Source organism: Planctomycetaceae bacterium (assembly GCA_021371795.1).
Taxonomy (GTDB): Bacteria; Planctomycetota; Phycisphaerae; order Sedimentisphaerales; family UBA12454; genus UBA12454.
The window spans coordinates 36,062-51,840 of sequence record JAJFVK010000001.1 but is presented as its reverse complement, the minus strand read 5'-3'; the positions used below and the strand labels follow the sequence as shown (position 1 = coordinate 51,840).

At 46.4% G+C, this 15,779-nt stretch carries 12 protein-coding genes and 1 pseudogene; 7 read left to right on the top strand and 6 right to left on the bottom strand.

Annotation, left to right across the window (positions count from 1 at the left end):
- Window positions 1–79: 79 nt before the first annotated feature.
- The 3 genes and pseudogenes from LLF92_00255 to efp form a co-directional block, all read right to left on the bottom strand.
- The gene (locus tag LLF92_00255) at window positions 80–763 is read right to left on the bottom strand and encodes an SEC-C domain-containing protein (protein MCE5339543.1); all 684 of its coding nucleotides are present in this window, start codon (window positions 761–763) and stop codon (window positions 80–82) included.
- Between the two features lie 351 nt (window positions 764–1,114).
- Window positions 1,115–3,745 (bottom strand): annotated as a pseudogene (secA, locus tag LLF92_00250) (preprotein translocase subunit SecA).
- Between the two features lie 63 nt (window positions 3,746–3,808).
- Window positions 3,809–4,363 carry an elongation factor P gene (gene efp / locus LLF92_00245; protein MCE5339542.1) on the bottom strand — a complete coding sequence of 185 codons (555 nt, stop codon included), beginning with the start codon at window positions 4,361–4,363 and terminating at the stop codon, window positions 3,809–3,811.
- A 239-nt stretch (window positions 4,364–4,602) separates the two neighbouring features.
- On the opposite strand from efp, the gene LLF92_00240 reads away from it, so the two are divergent.
- Window positions 4,603–5,997, top strand: coding sequence for a citrate/2-methylcitrate synthase (locus LLF92_00240; GenBank protein ID MCE5339541.1), 1,395 nt, complete (start codon window positions 4,603–4,605; stop codon window positions 5,995–5,997).
- Window positions 5,998–6,111: 114 nt separating this feature from the next.
- On the opposite strand, the gene LLF92_00235 is transcribed toward LLF92_00240, so the two are convergent.
- The 3 genes from LLF92_00235 to LLF92_00225 are packed head-to-tail and all read right to left on the bottom strand — an operon-like array spanning window position 6,112 to window position 9,743.
- Entirely contained in the window at window positions 6,112–7,074 is a 963-nt protein-coding gene (locus LLF92_00235) for an FAD-dependent oxidoreductase (protein ID MCE5339540.1), read from the bottom strand.
- Between the two features lie 16 nt (window positions 7,075–7,090).
- Window positions 7,091–8,434, bottom strand: a complete 1,344-nt coding sequence (locus LLF92_00230; GenBank protein ID MCE5339539.1) for a hypothetical protein — start codon at window positions 8,432–8,434, stop codon at window positions 7,091–7,093.
- Between the two features lie 28 nt (window positions 8,435–8,462).
- Complete coding sequence (locus tag LLF92_00225; protein MCE5339538.1) at window positions 8,463–9,743, bottom strand: NAD(P)/FAD-dependent oxidoreductase; 1,281 nt, start codon at window positions 9,741–9,743, stop codon at window positions 8,463–8,465.
- Between the two features lie 129 nt (window positions 9,744–9,872).
- Here LLF92_00225 and LLF92_00220 point away from each other — a divergent pair, with 129 nt between their 5' ends.
- The 6 genes from LLF92_00220 to LLF92_00195 all read left to right on the top strand — a co-directional run bounded on the left by LLF92_00220 (window position 9,873) and on the right by LLF92_00195 (window position 15,607).
- Window positions 9,873–11,315 (top strand): MATE family efflux transporter, encoded by a 1,443-nt coding sequence (locus LLF92_00220; protein ID MCE5339537.1) that lies wholly within the window; start codon window positions 9,873–9,875, stop codon window positions 11,313–11,315.
- A gap of 253 nt (window positions 11,316–11,568) precedes the next feature.
- Window positions 11,569–12,264 (top strand): PEP-CTERM sorting domain-containing protein, encoded by a 696-nt coding sequence (locus tag LLF92_00215; protein ID MCE5339536.1) that lies wholly within the window; start codon window positions 11,569–11,571, stop codon window positions 12,262–12,264.
- A 31-nt stretch (window positions 12,265–12,295) separates the two neighbouring features.
- Window positions 12,296–12,925: a PEP-CTERM sorting domain-containing protein gene (locus LLF92_00210; GenBank protein ID MCE5339535.1), complete on the top strand. Its 630-nt coding sequence runs from the start codon at window positions 12,296–12,298 to the stop codon at window positions 12,923–12,925.
- Between the two features lie 23 nt (window positions 12,926–12,948).
- Complete coding sequence (locus LLF92_00205) at window positions 12,949–13,557, top strand: PEP-CTERM sorting domain-containing protein (protein ID MCE5339534.1); 609 nt, start codon at window positions 12,949–12,951, stop codon at window positions 13,555–13,557.
- 51 nt (window positions 13,558–13,608) lie between these two features.
- Window positions 13,609–14,304 carry a PEP-CTERM sorting domain-containing protein gene (locus LLF92_00200; protein MCE5339533.1) on the top strand — a complete coding sequence of 232 codons (696 nt, stop codon included), beginning with the start codon at window positions 13,609–13,611 and terminating at the stop codon, window positions 14,302–14,304.
- Between the two features lie 175 nt (window positions 14,305–14,479).
- The gene (locus LLF92_00195) at window positions 14,480–15,607 is read left to right on the top strand and encodes a PEP-CTERM sorting domain-containing protein (protein ID MCE5339532.1); all 1,128 of its coding nucleotides are present in this window, start codon (window positions 14,480–14,482) and stop codon (window positions 15,605–15,607) included.
- The last annotated feature ends 172 nt before the right edge of the window (window positions 15,608–15,779 follow it).

Here is a 15,779-nt window from a genome sequence, read left to right as displayed (position 1 = left end):
ATTTTTGCGTTCAAGGAGCAAAAATCCTAAAGATTCGGGGGGCTGCGACATTCTTCCTTCTTCAATCTTCAATTTTTTATTAGCCGTTTTGTCCGCAGCACTTTTTATATTTTTTGCCGCTGCCGCAGGGACACGGGTCGTTGCGGCCGACTCGCGGTTTGTCGTGCACAATCTGTTTGACCTTTGCCGCTTCACCCTGCGGAGCCTGTGCCGCCGCTCTTTGCTGCTCGGACATCTCGAACTGGTTCACTTCGGCGTGCTGTGTTTTGCCGGCCTGGAAAACATTTCTTGACCTTGTGCCTGCTTCAAGACGCACTTTGAAAATCGTGTCCGTAACTTTATCCTCAATCAAGTCCAGCATATCGGAGAACATTCTAAAGCCCTCGGTCTTGTACTCAATCTTCGGGTCTTTTTCAGCGTACGCACGCATAAAGATGCTTTCCTTGAGCCTGTCCATCGAATAAAGATGGTCTTTCCACGCGGTGTCGTAGAATTGCAGCAGGACATATTTTTCCAACTCCGTAAGCTCTGTTCGCAGGAAATTTTTGCCGACTTCGACCAGTTTTTCCTTAGCGGAATTTATGTTACCGGTCGCTGACGAGTCGTCGTGCCGACGACTGCTAAACACAAGTTCATCTTTTTTCAGATTTGCTCTGAATCTTGTGTTCGCCCATTCAAGAAGCTGTTCTGCGTTTAACGCAGCGATTTTTTCGTCGATTTCCTTTTCAAGGCCTGTGGTGTAGTATTCTTCGCTGATTTTCATAAGCTCGGCGTGCACAACGTGCGGCGCGGTGTCCTGAAGATAGCCGACCGTCATTACTTTTCCGAATTTGTCCGCTATCCATCGCGACAGGCTTTCAAACGCATAAACGTTTATTCCGTCGGGGCGGTATGTCATACTCATCGCGAACTCGACGGGGTACTCTATTTCGCGTCTGGCGTAACGTGCGCGAACCTGCTCGATAAGTTTTTCGTAAATCTGCTCCGGTCTTAATCCTTTCAGTTCGTCCGGTTCGAGCTTAATTGCGAATTTGTTCGCAGCCCAGTTTGTGAATGTTCTGGTTGAAAATTCAGTGTCGAGGAATGATTGTAAAGGCGAACAATCTTTTTTATCTATCTGCTCGGCTGCGGCGTCTTTCAAATTCTGCTCGATTTCCTCTGCGGTCATCTGGCGAATTTTACTGCCGGAAAGATTCACACTAAACGCAGTCATAGCCCATTTTACAAGCGATTCGATATTCCACGTGTTTTTGTCGTCGAAGTCTTCGAGATATTCGCCGAGTGTTACGGAAATATTGTTCGATGCTTCGTTTCTGGCGATTTTCTTAATCAGCTCTTCGGCGGTTTCAACTTCAAGGCCGTCGAAACGTTTGGGATTGACATCGACACCGAACGCGACTTTCGCCCATTCTGAAATCGCTTTGAACCGGTAGCCTTCCGACAGAATATCGCTGACCGCGTGATCAACGGTCGATTCGAGCATCGCGGTGATAACTTCCTTTAAGCCTTTGCCCTCGATTACCTGTCTTCTGCGCGAATAGAAAGTTTTACGCTGGTAGTCCATTACCTCGTCGTATTCGAGCAGGCTTTTTCGTGCCTCGAAGTTTCGCTGCTCAACTTTTTTCTGTGCTTTTTCTACGCCTTTACTGATGTGACGGTTCTGAATCGGCATTCCTTCTTCCCAGCCGACCCACGAAAGAGCTTTTACCGTCCATTCCGGCGAAAATATTTTCAGCAAGTCGTCATCGAAACACAGGAAGAACTGGCTTGAGCCAGCGTCGCCCTGACGACCGGCTCGGCCGCGAAGCTGATTATCTATTCTTCTTGATTCGTGGCGCTCTGTGCCGACGATATGCAGACCGCCTACTTGCTGCGGGTCTTTTTTCTCGACCTGAAAGATGTTCGCAAGCGGCTCAGAAGATTTAAACGTTATCTCTTTATCGGTTCCGCCTTGCTTGAGTGTGAAGACTTTTTCGTCTTCAATAGTTTCGGTTTTTGCGACCTGGAAAAGTACGCTCGGACTTAATTTAATATCCGTTCCGCGACCTGCCATATTTGTCGCGATTGTAACGTTTCCGCAAAGATTGCCGCGGCGGTCGGTGTGCTGATGGCCTGCTTTTTCGACAATCAACGCTTCACGTGCGTGCTGCTTTGCGTTTAGCACTTCGTGTTCCAGGCCGTATTTTTTCGTAAGCGCGTTCGATATCGCTTCGCTTTTCTCGACGCTGATTGTGCCGACCAAAACCGGTCTGCCGGACTGGCTTGCCAGATTGATTTCATCGACTATCGCGTTGAATTTTTCGTGCAGCGATTTATAAATCATATCCTCTTTGTCGTCTCGGACGCATGGTTTGTTTGTCGGTATCGTAATGACTTCAAGTTTGTATATCTGCGAAAATTCATCTGCTTCGGTAATGGCTGTGCCGGTCATTCCCGCGATTTTTTCGTAAAGTCTGAAAAAGTTTTGCAGCGTTATTGTCGCAAGCGTCTGTGATTCTTCTTTTATCTGAACGTTTTCCTTTGCTTCAACGGCCTGATGCAGGCCGTCTGACCACTGTCTGCCTTGCATTAATCGGCCGGTGAACTCATCGACGATTACGACTTTTCCATCCATTACGACGTAATCTTTTTCGCGTTCGTAAACGGCGTGAGCACGAAGGCTTTGCTCGATTAGGTGTTTCCACTCGGTATTCGCTCCGACAAAGAACGAACCTACGCCGACTAAATCCTGTGCAGCGCCTGTGCCGTCGTGGTTCATGTGCGCACTTTTGCGGTCGATTTCCACTTCGTAATATTGTTTTGCGGATTCGAGTTTTGTCTCTGCACTTGCGATTTCTTCTTTGCTTTTATCGATAACGGTTTGTGCTTTATGTACTCTTTCGTCATCTTTCGATTTTTTCGCATCTGACAATTCGCCCTGCGCGTTTGCGAGAGTTTTATGCGCGTTGTCAAGCTGCGTTTTGATTCGGTCGTACTCGCTTTGCATTTGGATGAGTTTGCGGGCGACGCCGTCAGCTTTTTTGTATCTGCTGACATCGTCGAAAGCGGGGCCGGAGATAATCAAAGGCGTTCTCGCTTCATCGATAAGAATCGAGTCAACTTCGTCGATAATCGCGTATTCGAGCGGGCCCTGTGCGAGCTGCTGGGCGGAGATTTTCATATTATCGCGCAGGTAATCGAAACCAAATTCGTTGTTTGTGCCGTAAGTTATATCGCAGGCGTATTGCCCTTTGCGTTCATCGCCTGATGTGTCCATATCGGCCTGAATCGCGCCGACTGTCAGGCCTAATGTTGTATAAATCGGCCCCATCCATTCGCTGTCGCGTTTTGCCAGATAATCATTGACTGTAACGATGTGGACTTTTTTGCCGGTCAGGTGCACAAGATATGCCGCAAGGGTTGCGACGAGAGTTTTGCCTTCGCCGGTTGCCATTTCAGCGATTCTGCCATCATATAGCACATTGCCGCCGATGAGTTGGACATCGAAGTGCCGCATATTAACGCTTCTGCGAGCCGCTTCGCGAACGACCGCAAACGCTTCAGGCAGAATATCACCTGGGTTTGTTCCGCCGGCGAGTCTGGCCTTGAACTCCTGCGTCTTTGCCGTCAGAGCGTCATCGGTCAGCGTTTTGATTTGCTCCTCGAATTCGCAGGCCGCAAGAGCCGTTGACATATAACCCTTGACGAGCCTTTCGTTGCGTGAGCCGAAGATTTTTACGAGAAACTTATTAAATGCACTTGCCATATAATCAATTCAAAAATTAAATATCAAAAATCAAAATTGCGGAGTCGCCTTCGGCGGATTATTTTAAACTCTTGTAACGTAATCGCCTGTTCGCGTATCGACACGGACGACATCGCCAACTTTAACGAACGTTGGAACATACACGACGGCGCCTGTTTCCAGCGTTGCGGTTTTCTTTTGGCCTGTCGCTGCTGCGCCCTTAATTTCCGGCGGACAGTCCGTAACCTTGAGGTCAACGCTGTTCGGCAGGACTACGGAAATCAGCTTGCCTTCATACGAACTTACGAGCAGTTCAGTGTTCGGCAGCAGATACTTTTTTCCGTCGCCGAAAGCGTCGTTATCTAGCGTAATCTGGTCGAACGTTTCCATGTCCATTAACACATGGCCGGTCGGCTCGGAATACAGATATTCATATTTTCTTTTATCAAGATTAATTTCCTCGATGTACTCTTCCGAACGGATACGCGCGTTGGCAATCAGGCCGTCGGTAATGCTTTTGAGCTTTGTCTGGAAAATCGCGCCGCCTTTGCCGCACTTGACGTGTTCAAAATCGATAATTATGTAGAGCTTGCCATCCCATTTGATGGATTGCCCCTTTTTCATTTCTGCTGCCTTCATTCGTTAGACCTTTAAAAAACACACTTTCATTTTGGCCGTAAGTATCGCAGAAAAGGCAGGATAAGTCAACCCTGGAACTATTTTGTGATTTAGAAGAAAAAATGAGAGTTTTGCACAGCAGCCCGAGAGTTTAAAATAAGAAAATCTTGCATAAAACATCCTTATTCATTATATTATGCCGTCTTATCGTGTGATGAGGCGTTTTTTTTAAGTGATTTCATGTTTAATCAGGTGAACAAATGGCAGACGCAAGAACTCCGGATATTGAAGGCATTGTGCCGGAAAAGACGCCCAAAGACCCGTTTTTGACAGAATTAGCTCGGCTCGCGAAGGAAAGCAACCGAATCGACTCGCAGCTTTTCGTTAAATTCGACGTCAAACGCGGTCTGCGCAACTCCGATGGTACCGGTGTGCTCGTCGGCCTGACCGAAATCGGCGATGTGCACGGCTATATCATCAACGAAAAAGAAAAAGTCGCTGTGCCGGGCAAACTGCGCTATCGCGGAATCGAAATCGAAGATTTGGTCGAGGGCTTTCAAAAAGAAAAACGCCACGGCTTTGAAGAGACAGCGTACCTGCTTTTGTTCGGTGAACTGCCGAAGAAAAAAGATTTAACGAAATTCACGCACCTGCTCGGCAAAAACAGAAAACTGCCTGACGGCTTTGCGGAAAATATGATTCTCAAAGCGCCGAGCGATAATGTTATGAATAAACTCGCGCGAAGTGTTCTGGCGGCGTATTCGTATGACAAAACGCCCGAAGACCGCTCGCTGAAAAATGTTCTGCGTCAGTGCATAGGCCTAATCGCAAGATTTCCGACGTTTGCCGCTTACGGCTATCAGGCCAAATCGCATTACTATGACGGCGAAAGTCTTTATATTCACACGCCGGACGAGAAGCTCTCGACCGCGGAAAATTTCCTGATGCTGACTCGGCCGGACAAAAAATTCACAAAGATGGAAGCCGATTTGCTCGACCTTTGCCTTGTTCTGCACGCTGAACACGGCGGCGGTAACAATTCATCGTTCACAACGCACGTCGTTACGTCCGCTGATACGGATGTTTACTCTGCGATTGCCGCGGCTATCGGTTCGCTCAAAGGCTACAAACACGGCGGTGCGAATATTCAGGTTATTCAGATGATGGAAGACATCAAGCAGAACGTAAAGAATATCGAAAGTGAAAATCAGGTTGCCGATTATCTTACGAAAATTGTCAAAAAGGAGGCATTCGACGGCAGCGGTTTGATTTACGGTTTGGGTCACGCGGTTTATACGATTTCCGACCCGCGTACCGAATTGCTCAAAGGCCAGGCTCAAAAACTTGCAAAAGAGAAAGAACTTGGTTGGGAATACGATTTGTATTCGATGGTTGAACGGCTCGCTCCGGAAATTTTCCAAGAGATAAAGAAGTCCGACAAGAAAGTTTGTCCGAATGTTGATTTCTATTCAGGCTTTGTTTACAGAATGCTCGGCATACCGACTTCGCTTTTTACTCCGCTTTTCGCGGTTGCGAGAATTACCGGCTGGTGCGCTCATTTGATTGAAGAAATCGTCAGCGGCGGAAGAATTATTCGCCCGGCGTATAAGTGCATTGCTGAAAAACGCGAATATGTAAAAACGTCGAAAAGATAATTGAAGATAGAAGATTGAATATTGAAGATTGTTTTATAAAATTCGCCGAAGGCGTTTTTTTTCAAATCTTCATTCTTCCATCTACCCCAAAGGGGTCTTCGACAATCTTCGATTTTACGGTTTACTCCACCAGTTTACATCGCGGAAGTATTGTTTCATCAGAATAGCCGCGTTGACACCATCGCCGACAGCGGTGGCTAACTGCATAGCCGCTCCGACTCGGCAGTCGCCGGCTACGAAAACGCCGGGAACTTTCGTTCGCAGATTGCCCTGGTCGCACTTAATGAAACCATCGTCTGTTAAATCCACGAATCCCTTTAAGAAGTCAGTGTTGGGAATAGTGCCGACGAAAATAAAAATGCCGTCGCAGGGAATGTACTCCTCCGCATTGGTCTTTACGTTTTTAACTTTTACCTTTTCAACTTTTTTATTGCCTTCAATCGCTGTTACAACCGAATCGAGCTGAAGTTTAATATTTCCCTTTGGCGAAACGCTCTGCATAAGTTCTTCGACCAGGATGGGCGTTGCGCGAAATTCCTGACGTCTGTGGACGAGAGTAAGTTCGGCTGCGAATTTTGCGACATGAAGCGCTTCTTCGACAGCGGTGTTTCCGCCGCCGACTGCGACGACTTTCCTGCCCTTGAAAAACGGAGCGTCGCACGTGCCGCAATAGCTCACGCCTGCGCCTGCGTTACGGAATTCTTCCTCGCCTGGCACGCCGAGTTTGCGATAACTGCTTCCGCAGGTGATTATCACGGATTTGCCTATAAACGTCTTTTTGCCGCAGTTTATCTCGATATTACCGTCCGGCAGTTTTGTCAGCTTTTGCGCTTCTTCTGTTTTTATTTCCGCACCGAATTTCTCGGCCTGCTGTTTTAATTTCTCGGTAAGGTCGGGGCCGGAGATATTTTCAAAGCCCGGATAGTTTTCAATTCTGTCGGTGTTGATGATTTGTCCGCCGGGGAAGAATTTTTCTAGTACGAGTGTTTTAAATCTGTCTCTTGCGTTGTAAAGAGCCGCCGCCAAACCGGCAGGGCCCGCTCCGATGATTATACTGTCGTAAATATTGTCCGCCATAATTACAATCCTTTGGTTATTTGCTCTTTTTTTTCACGTTTTGAGATTGTTCCATCTTCTGAATCTTTGTGAGCCACTGCGGGAAGTCCGCGAAGATGGAAGCTCTTGTGGTTCTTTCACGCCGATATGATATACCGCTTTGAATATCAGACGAGACAAGGTGTCCGCTGCCGTCATAATAGCATTTGTGGGTTGCGACAAACTCGCCGAAAAAATCGGCCTGTGCAGCGGAGCGTTCCGGCAGCGCAGCGGTTTCAGACGATTTAATTCTCGACAATAGCACCGGTGCAAGTCTGCCGTCGGAAAGTATCGCTTCGACGTAAATTGTATCGTAATCGCTTTTGAGAAACTCGGCTACTATCATATCAAATAAACATTCCGGTATCATAATGTTCGTGAACAGAAGCTGCTGAATACGTCCTGATTTTTCGATTGTGATAATGCTGTTGGAGTCAAGCACAAGACGAATCGTCTGCTGACGGTTGGCCTGCAAATCGCCTTCTTTCACGAGCCATTCGAAAATAGTTAAATTCATGTCCGAACGAAAACAAGACTGTTCGGCCAGCGTCTTTGACGAAGGGCTAAAGAAAAAAAGCGATGACAGCGTCAGGTTGTAATTGTCGTTCGGCTCGGCAGTGTAATTCAGCGAATCGGTAGTGAAACCGATGGAATTACCAGAAGCATCCTTTATTCGGAAGTAATCCGAAATAATCTGTCCGGTCAAGTCGTCGTCGGCAAGGGACGGCATAAAAGTTGTCTTGAATTTTTTGAGGAACTCGGCGCCTTTTGCGAACGAATTTTCATCGTAATATTTAGCCGAGGCAAGCAGCGTCTTGAAAACATTCTCCGCAAGCTCGACGCCTGTGCCTTTTTGGCTGACTTCGAGAGTCAGGACTCTGTCGTTCGGCAAAACTGTTGTTCCGATGAAAGTGGTCAGAGTGCCTGCTTCAATTTTTGCGAAGTCGAAATTGAATTGGCCGAATTGTTTTGTGCCGGACGAAACGATGTGTCCCTGCAGGCCTGTGGCATACTGCTCAAATTTTTCGGATGCCGATTCATTTGAAGGAAGCAGGAAATATCGCCAAATTACCGATATGCCCGAATCGCTGCTGATTGGCAATTGTGAGGCAAGGCGAAATTCCCTTTCAATATAAGTAAAATCGTTCGTGATTTGTTTCCAGTTTCCCGATTTCGGCAGCGAAACTTCAAGGCCTGTACCCTTGAGCTTTATCGCCTCGGAAAGCTCAAACGTCGTCCTTGATGAAATAACAAACTGCGCAATGCCCATCCCAATAATCAGCAGAATCAAAAACGCGAGCTTATCGACACCGAATCGTCTTAATTTTGCACCATCTACCATATTAATCCTTATTTATTATTTGAATACCTTATTTTAGCATCTCCACAGATGATTTTCCAGCTATAAAACCGCTTGCGAACGCGAATTGTAGATTATATCCGCCGCAGGGGCCGTCAACGTTCATTACCTCGCCGGCAAAGAACATGCCCTTGACGATTTTGGACTGCATCGTCTTGCTGTCAATCTCGGCGGTATCGACTCCGCCGCGAGTAACCGTTGCACGTTCTATTTCATGTGTGGAAGTAATCGTCAGCGGAAAATTTTTCAAAGTTTCAACGAGATTTTGACGTGATTTTTTATTTACCTGTCCTGCGGGCGTTTTCAAAATATCGCTCTGCTGACAGATTATATTCGCCATCGCTTTGGAGAAGAATTGCGACATAATCTGCTCGACACTCCGCTTTGGCGTTTGGGCGAAAAGCTTGGTAAGTTTTTTGTCTAAATCTTCAGCTTTTATTTCCGGCATAAAATCGATTGATACTTTGTAATTATTTCCCGAAATGCCGGCGACATTTCTGCTCAAATCAAAGACAGCAGGGCCTCCGATTCCGTGATGCGTGAAAAGCATTGCGCCGGTCGATGTGAATTTCCTGTTATTTATCTTGCAGCTTATCGAAACCTTTGGGAGTCCCAATCCGGCAAGCTCGACACAGAATTTTTCGTCCGCTATCAGCGGAACCAGCGCAGCAATCGGCTCGACAATTTTATGGCCGAGCGCCGAGGCGAATTTATACCCGTCGCCGGTCGAACCTGTCTGCGGCCAGCTTACGCCGCCGGTTGCGATGATTAGTGATTTCGCTGAAACGGTAAATTTCCCGCAGGGGATAATAAACAAATCATTTTCTCTTGTGATGGTCTGAATTTTTTTGCCGTAGTAAATTTGTACATCATTTTTTTGCAATTCGGCAAGCAGAATATTATTAACATCCGAAGCGGAATTTGTAACTGGGAAAACGCAGTTGTCTTCGTCGGGTGCGCTGTCCAGGCCGCGGTCTTTGAAAAATTCCACTACCTTTGTCGGCGGAAATTCGTAAATGCAGTGGCGAACGAACCGCTCGAAAGGCGTGAAAGTCTTTATTATCTCGTCTGGTTTGCCGGCGTGAGTGAGGTTACACCTGCCGCCGCCTGTAACGAGCAGTTTTCTGCCAGCGGAGGTATTTGCCTCGAAAAGTGCGACTTTTCCGCCGTTTTGAGCCGCGGTGATTGCCGCCAGCATTCCGGCAGGCCCGGCCCCAATTATTGCTATGTCAGTATCTACCATAATTAACCAATCTGAAATTATATATGTGTTGAATGAATTATATATCAAAAATCAAAAATTAAAATGCAAAATGACAATTTAAAATTCAAAATGAGACCAACTGCGGGTTATTTTTGCATTTTGATTTGTCATTTTGATTTTTACATTTTGATATTTAATTTGTATTATATACGACCAATGGAAAATTTAACTGACAAAAATATGAACGAAGGCGGATGCAGCGAAGTGTTTAAAATCGCGGTTCCGCTGATATTAAGCACTTCTGCGATGACGGTGCAAATGTTCGTTGACCGTATGTTCCTGATGTGGTTCGACCGCGACGCGATGAGCGGAGCGATGATGGGCGGCGTTTTAAGTTTTGTTCCGTTCAGTCTGTTTCTCGGCACCGCCACTTACGCGGGCACTTTCGTTTCGCAGTATGACGGCGCGAAAATGCAGCATCGAATCGGCCCTGCGATTTGGCAGAGCGCATATTTCGCGTTCGCAGCCGGTCTGATGATGGCTGGGTTTGCTTTGTTTGACAAACCTTTGATAGCTCTAATCGGCCATAAGCCGCCGATTAACGAATATGAACTGACCTATTACAGGTTTATGCTTTTGGGCGCAATGCCCGGCATTCTCGATTCGGCGATTTCCTGCTTCCTGACCGGCAGAGGCAAAACGTGGGTCGTGATGTGGATTAATTTACTTAAAACAATCATCAATGTCGTGTTCGATTACGCGATGATTTTTGGGCATTTTGGTTTTCCGAAATGGGGCGTGGCCGGCGCGGCAGTAGCGACGATACTTGCGAATGTTGTATCGTGTGTGATTTATTTTGTGATTTTCCTGTGGCCGAGTTATCGTGAAAAATTCGGAACGCTCAACAACCGTTTCGACAAAGAGCTTTTTGGCAGACTGATGAAATACGGCTTTCCGAGTGGCGTGCAGTTTATGCTCGATGTTTTGGGTTTTACGCTGTTTGTTGTTTTCATCGGAAGAATCGATGCTGTTTCGTTCGCGGCTTCATCGATGGTATTTCAAATTAATATGCTGGCGTTTATGCCGATGATTGGTTTCGGTATGGCGACAAGCATTCTTGTCGGCAGGGCAATAGGCGCTGAAAAACCGCACATTGCGCAGAAGACTACATGGTCGGCTGCGAAGCTGACGTTCGGTTATATGATTGTCATTGCTGCCAGTTATTGGCTTGTGCCGGATTTGTTTATGCTGCCGTTCGGACTCGGCGCTTTGAAAGAGCAGATGGACGCAATCAGACCAATCGCGAAAACGCTGCTTTATTTCGTGAGCTTCTACTGCATCTTCGATACCGGTAATATTATTTTTTCCGCTGCGTTAAAAGGCGCAGGCGATACAAAATACGTAATGTACCGCTCAATCTGGCTCAACTGGCTGATTATGGTTATTCCAAGTTGGTTTGCGGTAACTCATTTGCAGGGGCAGGCTCGGCTGTATGTCGCATGGGCTGCGCTTGCGGGGTATGTTTGTGCGCTGGCGATTTTGTTCCTGCTGCGTTTTCTGTCCGGCAAATGGAAAACGATGCGAGTAATCGAAAAAGTACCGACATTGCCGGGCACTATGCCTAATGTTCCGGCTGTTGAAGCTGATTTGGGTACATAAGCTATTTATTTGTAAATAGTTGCGAGCGATTTTACCGGATTTGCCAATTTGTTCTATTTTTAACTTGAATTTTATAGGACTTATGGCATAAAATGTCCCCTTGGGAGTGGAGACTTGGATTTACTTGTTTGGGTCTCTGGACAGGGCGAAGGAAGTTGTTGGCGTGCGTGCGCGTCTATTTATCATTTCTTTTTTCCTGTTTGTAGCGATTGAATGTTTATCAGCATTTTTTTTGTTTTAAGGAGCAGGAAACATGCGGAAGTTATTGTCTGTGGGAGTCGTATTGTTAGCGTTTGTCTGTGCAGTTAGCGCAGCTAATGCGGCAGTGTACAATCTTGCGAATGACTGGAGCGATATAGTTAATCCAATGGGAGTTTGGTCGCTGTACAAAAACACAACCAGTTTATTCACCATCAATCAATCCGATTACCTTAATAATGGCAACGGTCAAAATGCCTGGGCAGACCAGGTTTTTCAGTTAAACGCTCACGTTCCGGTTTGGTATAAGAGTGATATCGACGGCGTCGTCTATATGCACGGAGCGGAATATGACCGTACCGGTTCGAACGTTACATTTGTCCGCTGGACAAGTCCTGAAGACGGAATCGTAACAATCAGCGGTGCGGTGTGGACCACAGATTTTTACAACCGGACGATGGGTTGGAATTTGCGATATGATGGCGCAAACATTGCCGGCGGAACGCTTTATTCGAATGGCAATCAGGGGTCAGCTACTCCCGTTCTGTTTTTGCAAGGCTCCGGCGGCGCCGGCGTTTTAACTTTCGCAATCGAGCAGGGACAAACGATAGACCTTCTGTTTACATCGATAAGCGAAAGCGGAAATCTCGGCGATATGCTTGGACTGGAATTGACAATTACAGTTATTCCGGAGCCGGCGACGATTGCGCTGCTTGGTTTTGGAATCTTGAGTTTACGCAGAAGAAAATAAACATTGTTATAAAAAATTTATGGAGGAAAAAATGAGAACAAAGTTTTTGGCGGTAGTTGCGATTTTAGTTATGACAGTCTGCAACGTAAATGCGAATTTGATTGTCAACGGCGATTTCGAGCAGGGCGTATATGGTTATACGACGGAGTATCACTACAATCCGAGCGGTACATCTCCATGGCTTTATTATGTAGGTACAAATCCTGATGACTGGGATGGCGGTTATGTTTCCATTGGCGACCATACAAGCGGCAGCGGAAATATGATGATGATTGATGCTTCAGGCGGCGCAGGCGGCGGTGCAGGACGAATCTGCTGGAGCGAAACTGTCGCCGTTACGCAAAATACCGATTATACTTTCTCCGCATGGATAGCGCAAATATATCTCTATGGAATATATTCCAATGTGCAGTTCGAAATAAACGGCACGGTTATAGGCAATTATGAGGTTCCGACAAACACCTCCGAATGGCGGGAGTTTACTGAAGTTTGGAATTCCGGCAGTGCGGTTGCTGCGGCAATAATTATCCGCGAAACCACCGGCAATAACGGAAGTCCCGGCAATGATTTTGCTCTCGATGATATTTCATTTGTTCCCGAACCGACGACGATTGTGCTGCTTGGGTTTGGCATATTATTGTACGCAAGAAAAAGATTGTAAGTGGTTTTTTAGGAGGAAGTGTTGTGAGAAAGTTATTAACGGTCATTATACTAATGGTATTAAGTACCGTATCGTATGGCGTTATGTGGGGCGACGATGCGGTTTATCGCAGTCAGGTTGACCAGGCGTGGTCAATAACTTTTATTAATACCGGTATGCCTTCGCAGATAAGCGGTAAAATCTCGCAATGGTACTTGTATGTCTCTCCTGTTATGGTTGACAATTATGTCAAGCTGCAGGTTTTCAGACCTGTATCAGGCGGCTATCAACTGATTGGGCAAAATGTTTTTACGCTTTCAAGCACCGGCAGCGTTACATTAGCTGTTGCCGAAACACAACAGATTGATATTCAGGCCGGCGATATGCTGGGGTTTCACTATAACGGCCCGACGTATTTGGCAAAGCGGTCAATAGTTTTTGATTATGTTGAAAATGGGAACTATATTTACTCGCTCAACTGGCCTACTACTGCCCATGATGTTTCAATCAACGGAATTATTCCGTCCTCCGATATGGGCGATGGCGGAAGAGGAAGAAATTATTCGCTGGCGGCAGAAGTGATTCCCGAACCGGCGACGATTGCATTGCTCTGCATCGGCGGAATAATGCTGCGAAAAAGCAGAGTTTTTTAAATGAGTAAGATTTTGTTGAGAAAGAACAATATCTCAAGGGAGGGAAATATTATGAAGGTAAAAGTAAAAATCATAGTTGGAATGTGGCTGCTTTTTGCAACAGGGGCTTATGCTGCCTCGGCGCTTCATCACTACACGTTTGACGGCTCTGCCGTTATCGATTTAGTCGGTGCCGCAAACGGGACGCTATTAAATGGAGCATCAGTTTCGCTCGGGAAACTTAATTTGGACGGCGTTAATGACTATGTCCAGTTCAGCCAGCATATAATTCCAACGACCGGCAACTTTTCTGTCGCCTTTTTTGCACAGGAACTTTCACCGAAGACAACCTGGACGGAGATTATCTCGCAGGGATATTCCGGCGGCCCAGGCTTTTATGTAGGAACTGACCCATCGCACAATTTCCGAATTGGCGACAACTTGACATCTACCGGCGTTCCGTTTCCGAGTGACGGGCTTGTCCATCACTACGCAGTTACGAAAGGTGTCGACACGCGATTGTACGTTGATGGTTCTCTGATTAAAACCTTCGGTTCTATCGGAATGACTACCGGCGGCAGCGACACAAGGCTGGGTTGCCAGTTCAGTTATCATGGAGAATACTTTAATGGCAATATCGACGATTTGTATATTTTCAGCGGCACGCTCACTGCTGGAGAAATTGCAGCATTGGCCGTTATTCCCGAACCGGCAACGATTGCGATTCTTGCGTTGGGAATGTTGTTTACAGCGGCAAAAAAGAAATAATTAAATTACCTGTTTTGCCTGCTCGGTAAAGTTTCGCAGCGGTCATAGGAGTGGTGTATAAAGAAAAACAACAGTAGAAAAACTGTATGTGTGTGGGTGTGTATATGGTATAATTCCGCAATCAATGTTTTGGCTAATCAGATAGGCAAAATTTGTTTTACGGAGAAAACTCACAATGTCGAATGCAAATTGGCGCAGTGAAAAAAGAATCGGGGAAACATTCCGCAAAATTTTAGCACTGTCTTTTATCTTTGGATGTTTATCTTGCACCGTTGTGCAGGCTGTCAGTTATACGGTAATTGATTTGAATCCTGCGGGATTTATCAACACAAGAGGCAAGGGCAGCGGCAGTTCGCAGCAGGTCGGCTACGGCACCACAGGCGGAATAAAGCACGCACTACTTTGGAATAGTTCTGCGTTGGGTTATGTTGATTTACATCCGGCAAGCGGTTACGTAAATTCTTATGGTTACGCAATAAGCGGTTCGCAGCAGGCCGGTGCGGCATTTTATTCAACTACCAATAAATCTCATGCGATGCTCTGGAACGGAACAAACAGCAGTTACGTCGATTTGCATCCATCGAGCGGTTACATTTCATCCATAGCGTATGGTATTAACGGTACGCAGCAGGTTGGCTCCGGCACAAGCAGTACCGGCGACCACGCGCTGCTCTGGAGCGGAACATCGGCGAGCGTTGTAGATTTGAATCCTATTGGTTTTACAAGTTCCGCTGCAAATGCAACAAATGGTTCGCAGCAGGTTGGTTATGGTTCAGGCACTGCAACGAGCAATCAGTTTCGCGCAATACTTTGGAGCGGAACAAAGAGCGGTTATGTCGATTTGCATCCGATTACCGGTTACAGCGCATCTTACGCATTGGGCATCAGCAGTTCGCAGCAGGTTGGTTATGGAACCAGCAGTACCGGCGACCACGCACTTCTTTGGAGCGGTTCAGCGGCAAGTTATATTGATTTGAATCCTGATGGTTTTAAAGCTTCTGGCGCTTATGCAACCAATGGCAAACAACAGGTCGGCGAAGGAACTACAGCCACAGGCGTACATCACGCTTTGCTTTGGAATAGTTCTGTGGGCAATTTTGTTGACTTGCATTCGTTTTTATCGAGTAATTATACATCATCTTACGCCGAATCAATCGATTCTTTGGGCAATGTCGTAGGTTATGCTTATGATAGTAATGCAGGCACTTATCATGCGGTGCTTTGGCAGGTTCCGGAGCCGACAACTGCGATGCTGATTGCCGCGGGAATGTTCTTTTTTTCGTCCCGGAGAAGGCGAAAATAAAAAATAATTTTGGTGGACAAGACGAAAAAAACAATTTATGCTTAACTTCGTGGTTTGCTGCTGTGTGACGGAATAATCATAATTATTCTAACATAGGAGAAAGAAGTTATGGGTACAAAGAAGGATAGTGGAAATAACACATCGTTTTTGTTTTTATGCAATTTTGAGTTCA

Bases quoted from the DNA above. Each gene is read 5' to 3' on its own strand.
- LLF92_00210 (MCE5339535.1), top strand. From the start codon at position 12,296: ATGAGAACAAAGTTTTTGGCGGTAGTTGCGATTTTAGTTATGACAGTC.
- LLF92_00255 (MCE5339543.1), bottom strand. From the start codon at position 763: ATGAAAATCAGCGAAGAATACTACACCACAGGCCTTGAAAAGGAAATC.
- LLF92_00235 (MCE5339540.1), bottom strand. From the start codon at position 7,074: ATGGCGGACAATATTTACGACAGTATAATCATCGGAGCGGGCCCTGCC.
- LLF92_00230 (MCE5339539.1), bottom strand. From the start codon at position 8,434: ATGGTAGATGGTGCAAAATTAAGACGATTCGGTGTCGATAAGCTCGCG.
- LLF92_00220 (MCE5339537.1), top strand. From the start codon at position 9,873: ATGGAAAATTTAACTGACAAAAATATGAACGAAGGCGGATGCAGCGAA.
- efp (MCE5339542.1), bottom strand. From the start codon at position 4,363: ATGAAGGCAGCAGAAATGAAAAAGGGGCAATCCATCAAATGGGATGGC.
- LLF92_00200 (MCE5339533.1), top strand. From the start codon at position 13,609: ATGAAGGTAAAAGTAAAAATCATAGTTGGAATGTGGCTGCTTTTTGCA.
- LLF92_00240 (MCE5339541.1), top strand. From the start codon at position 4,603: ATGGCAGACGCAAGAACTCCGGATATTGAAGGCATTGTGCCGGAAAAG.
- LLF92_00215 (MCE5339536.1), top strand. From the start codon at position 11,569: ATGCGGAAGTTATTGTCTGTGGGAGTCGTATTGTTAGCGTTTGTCTGT.
- LLF92_00195 (MCE5339532.1), top strand. From the start codon at position 14,480: ATGTCGAATGCAAATTGGCGCAGTGAAAAAAGAATCGGGGAAACATTC.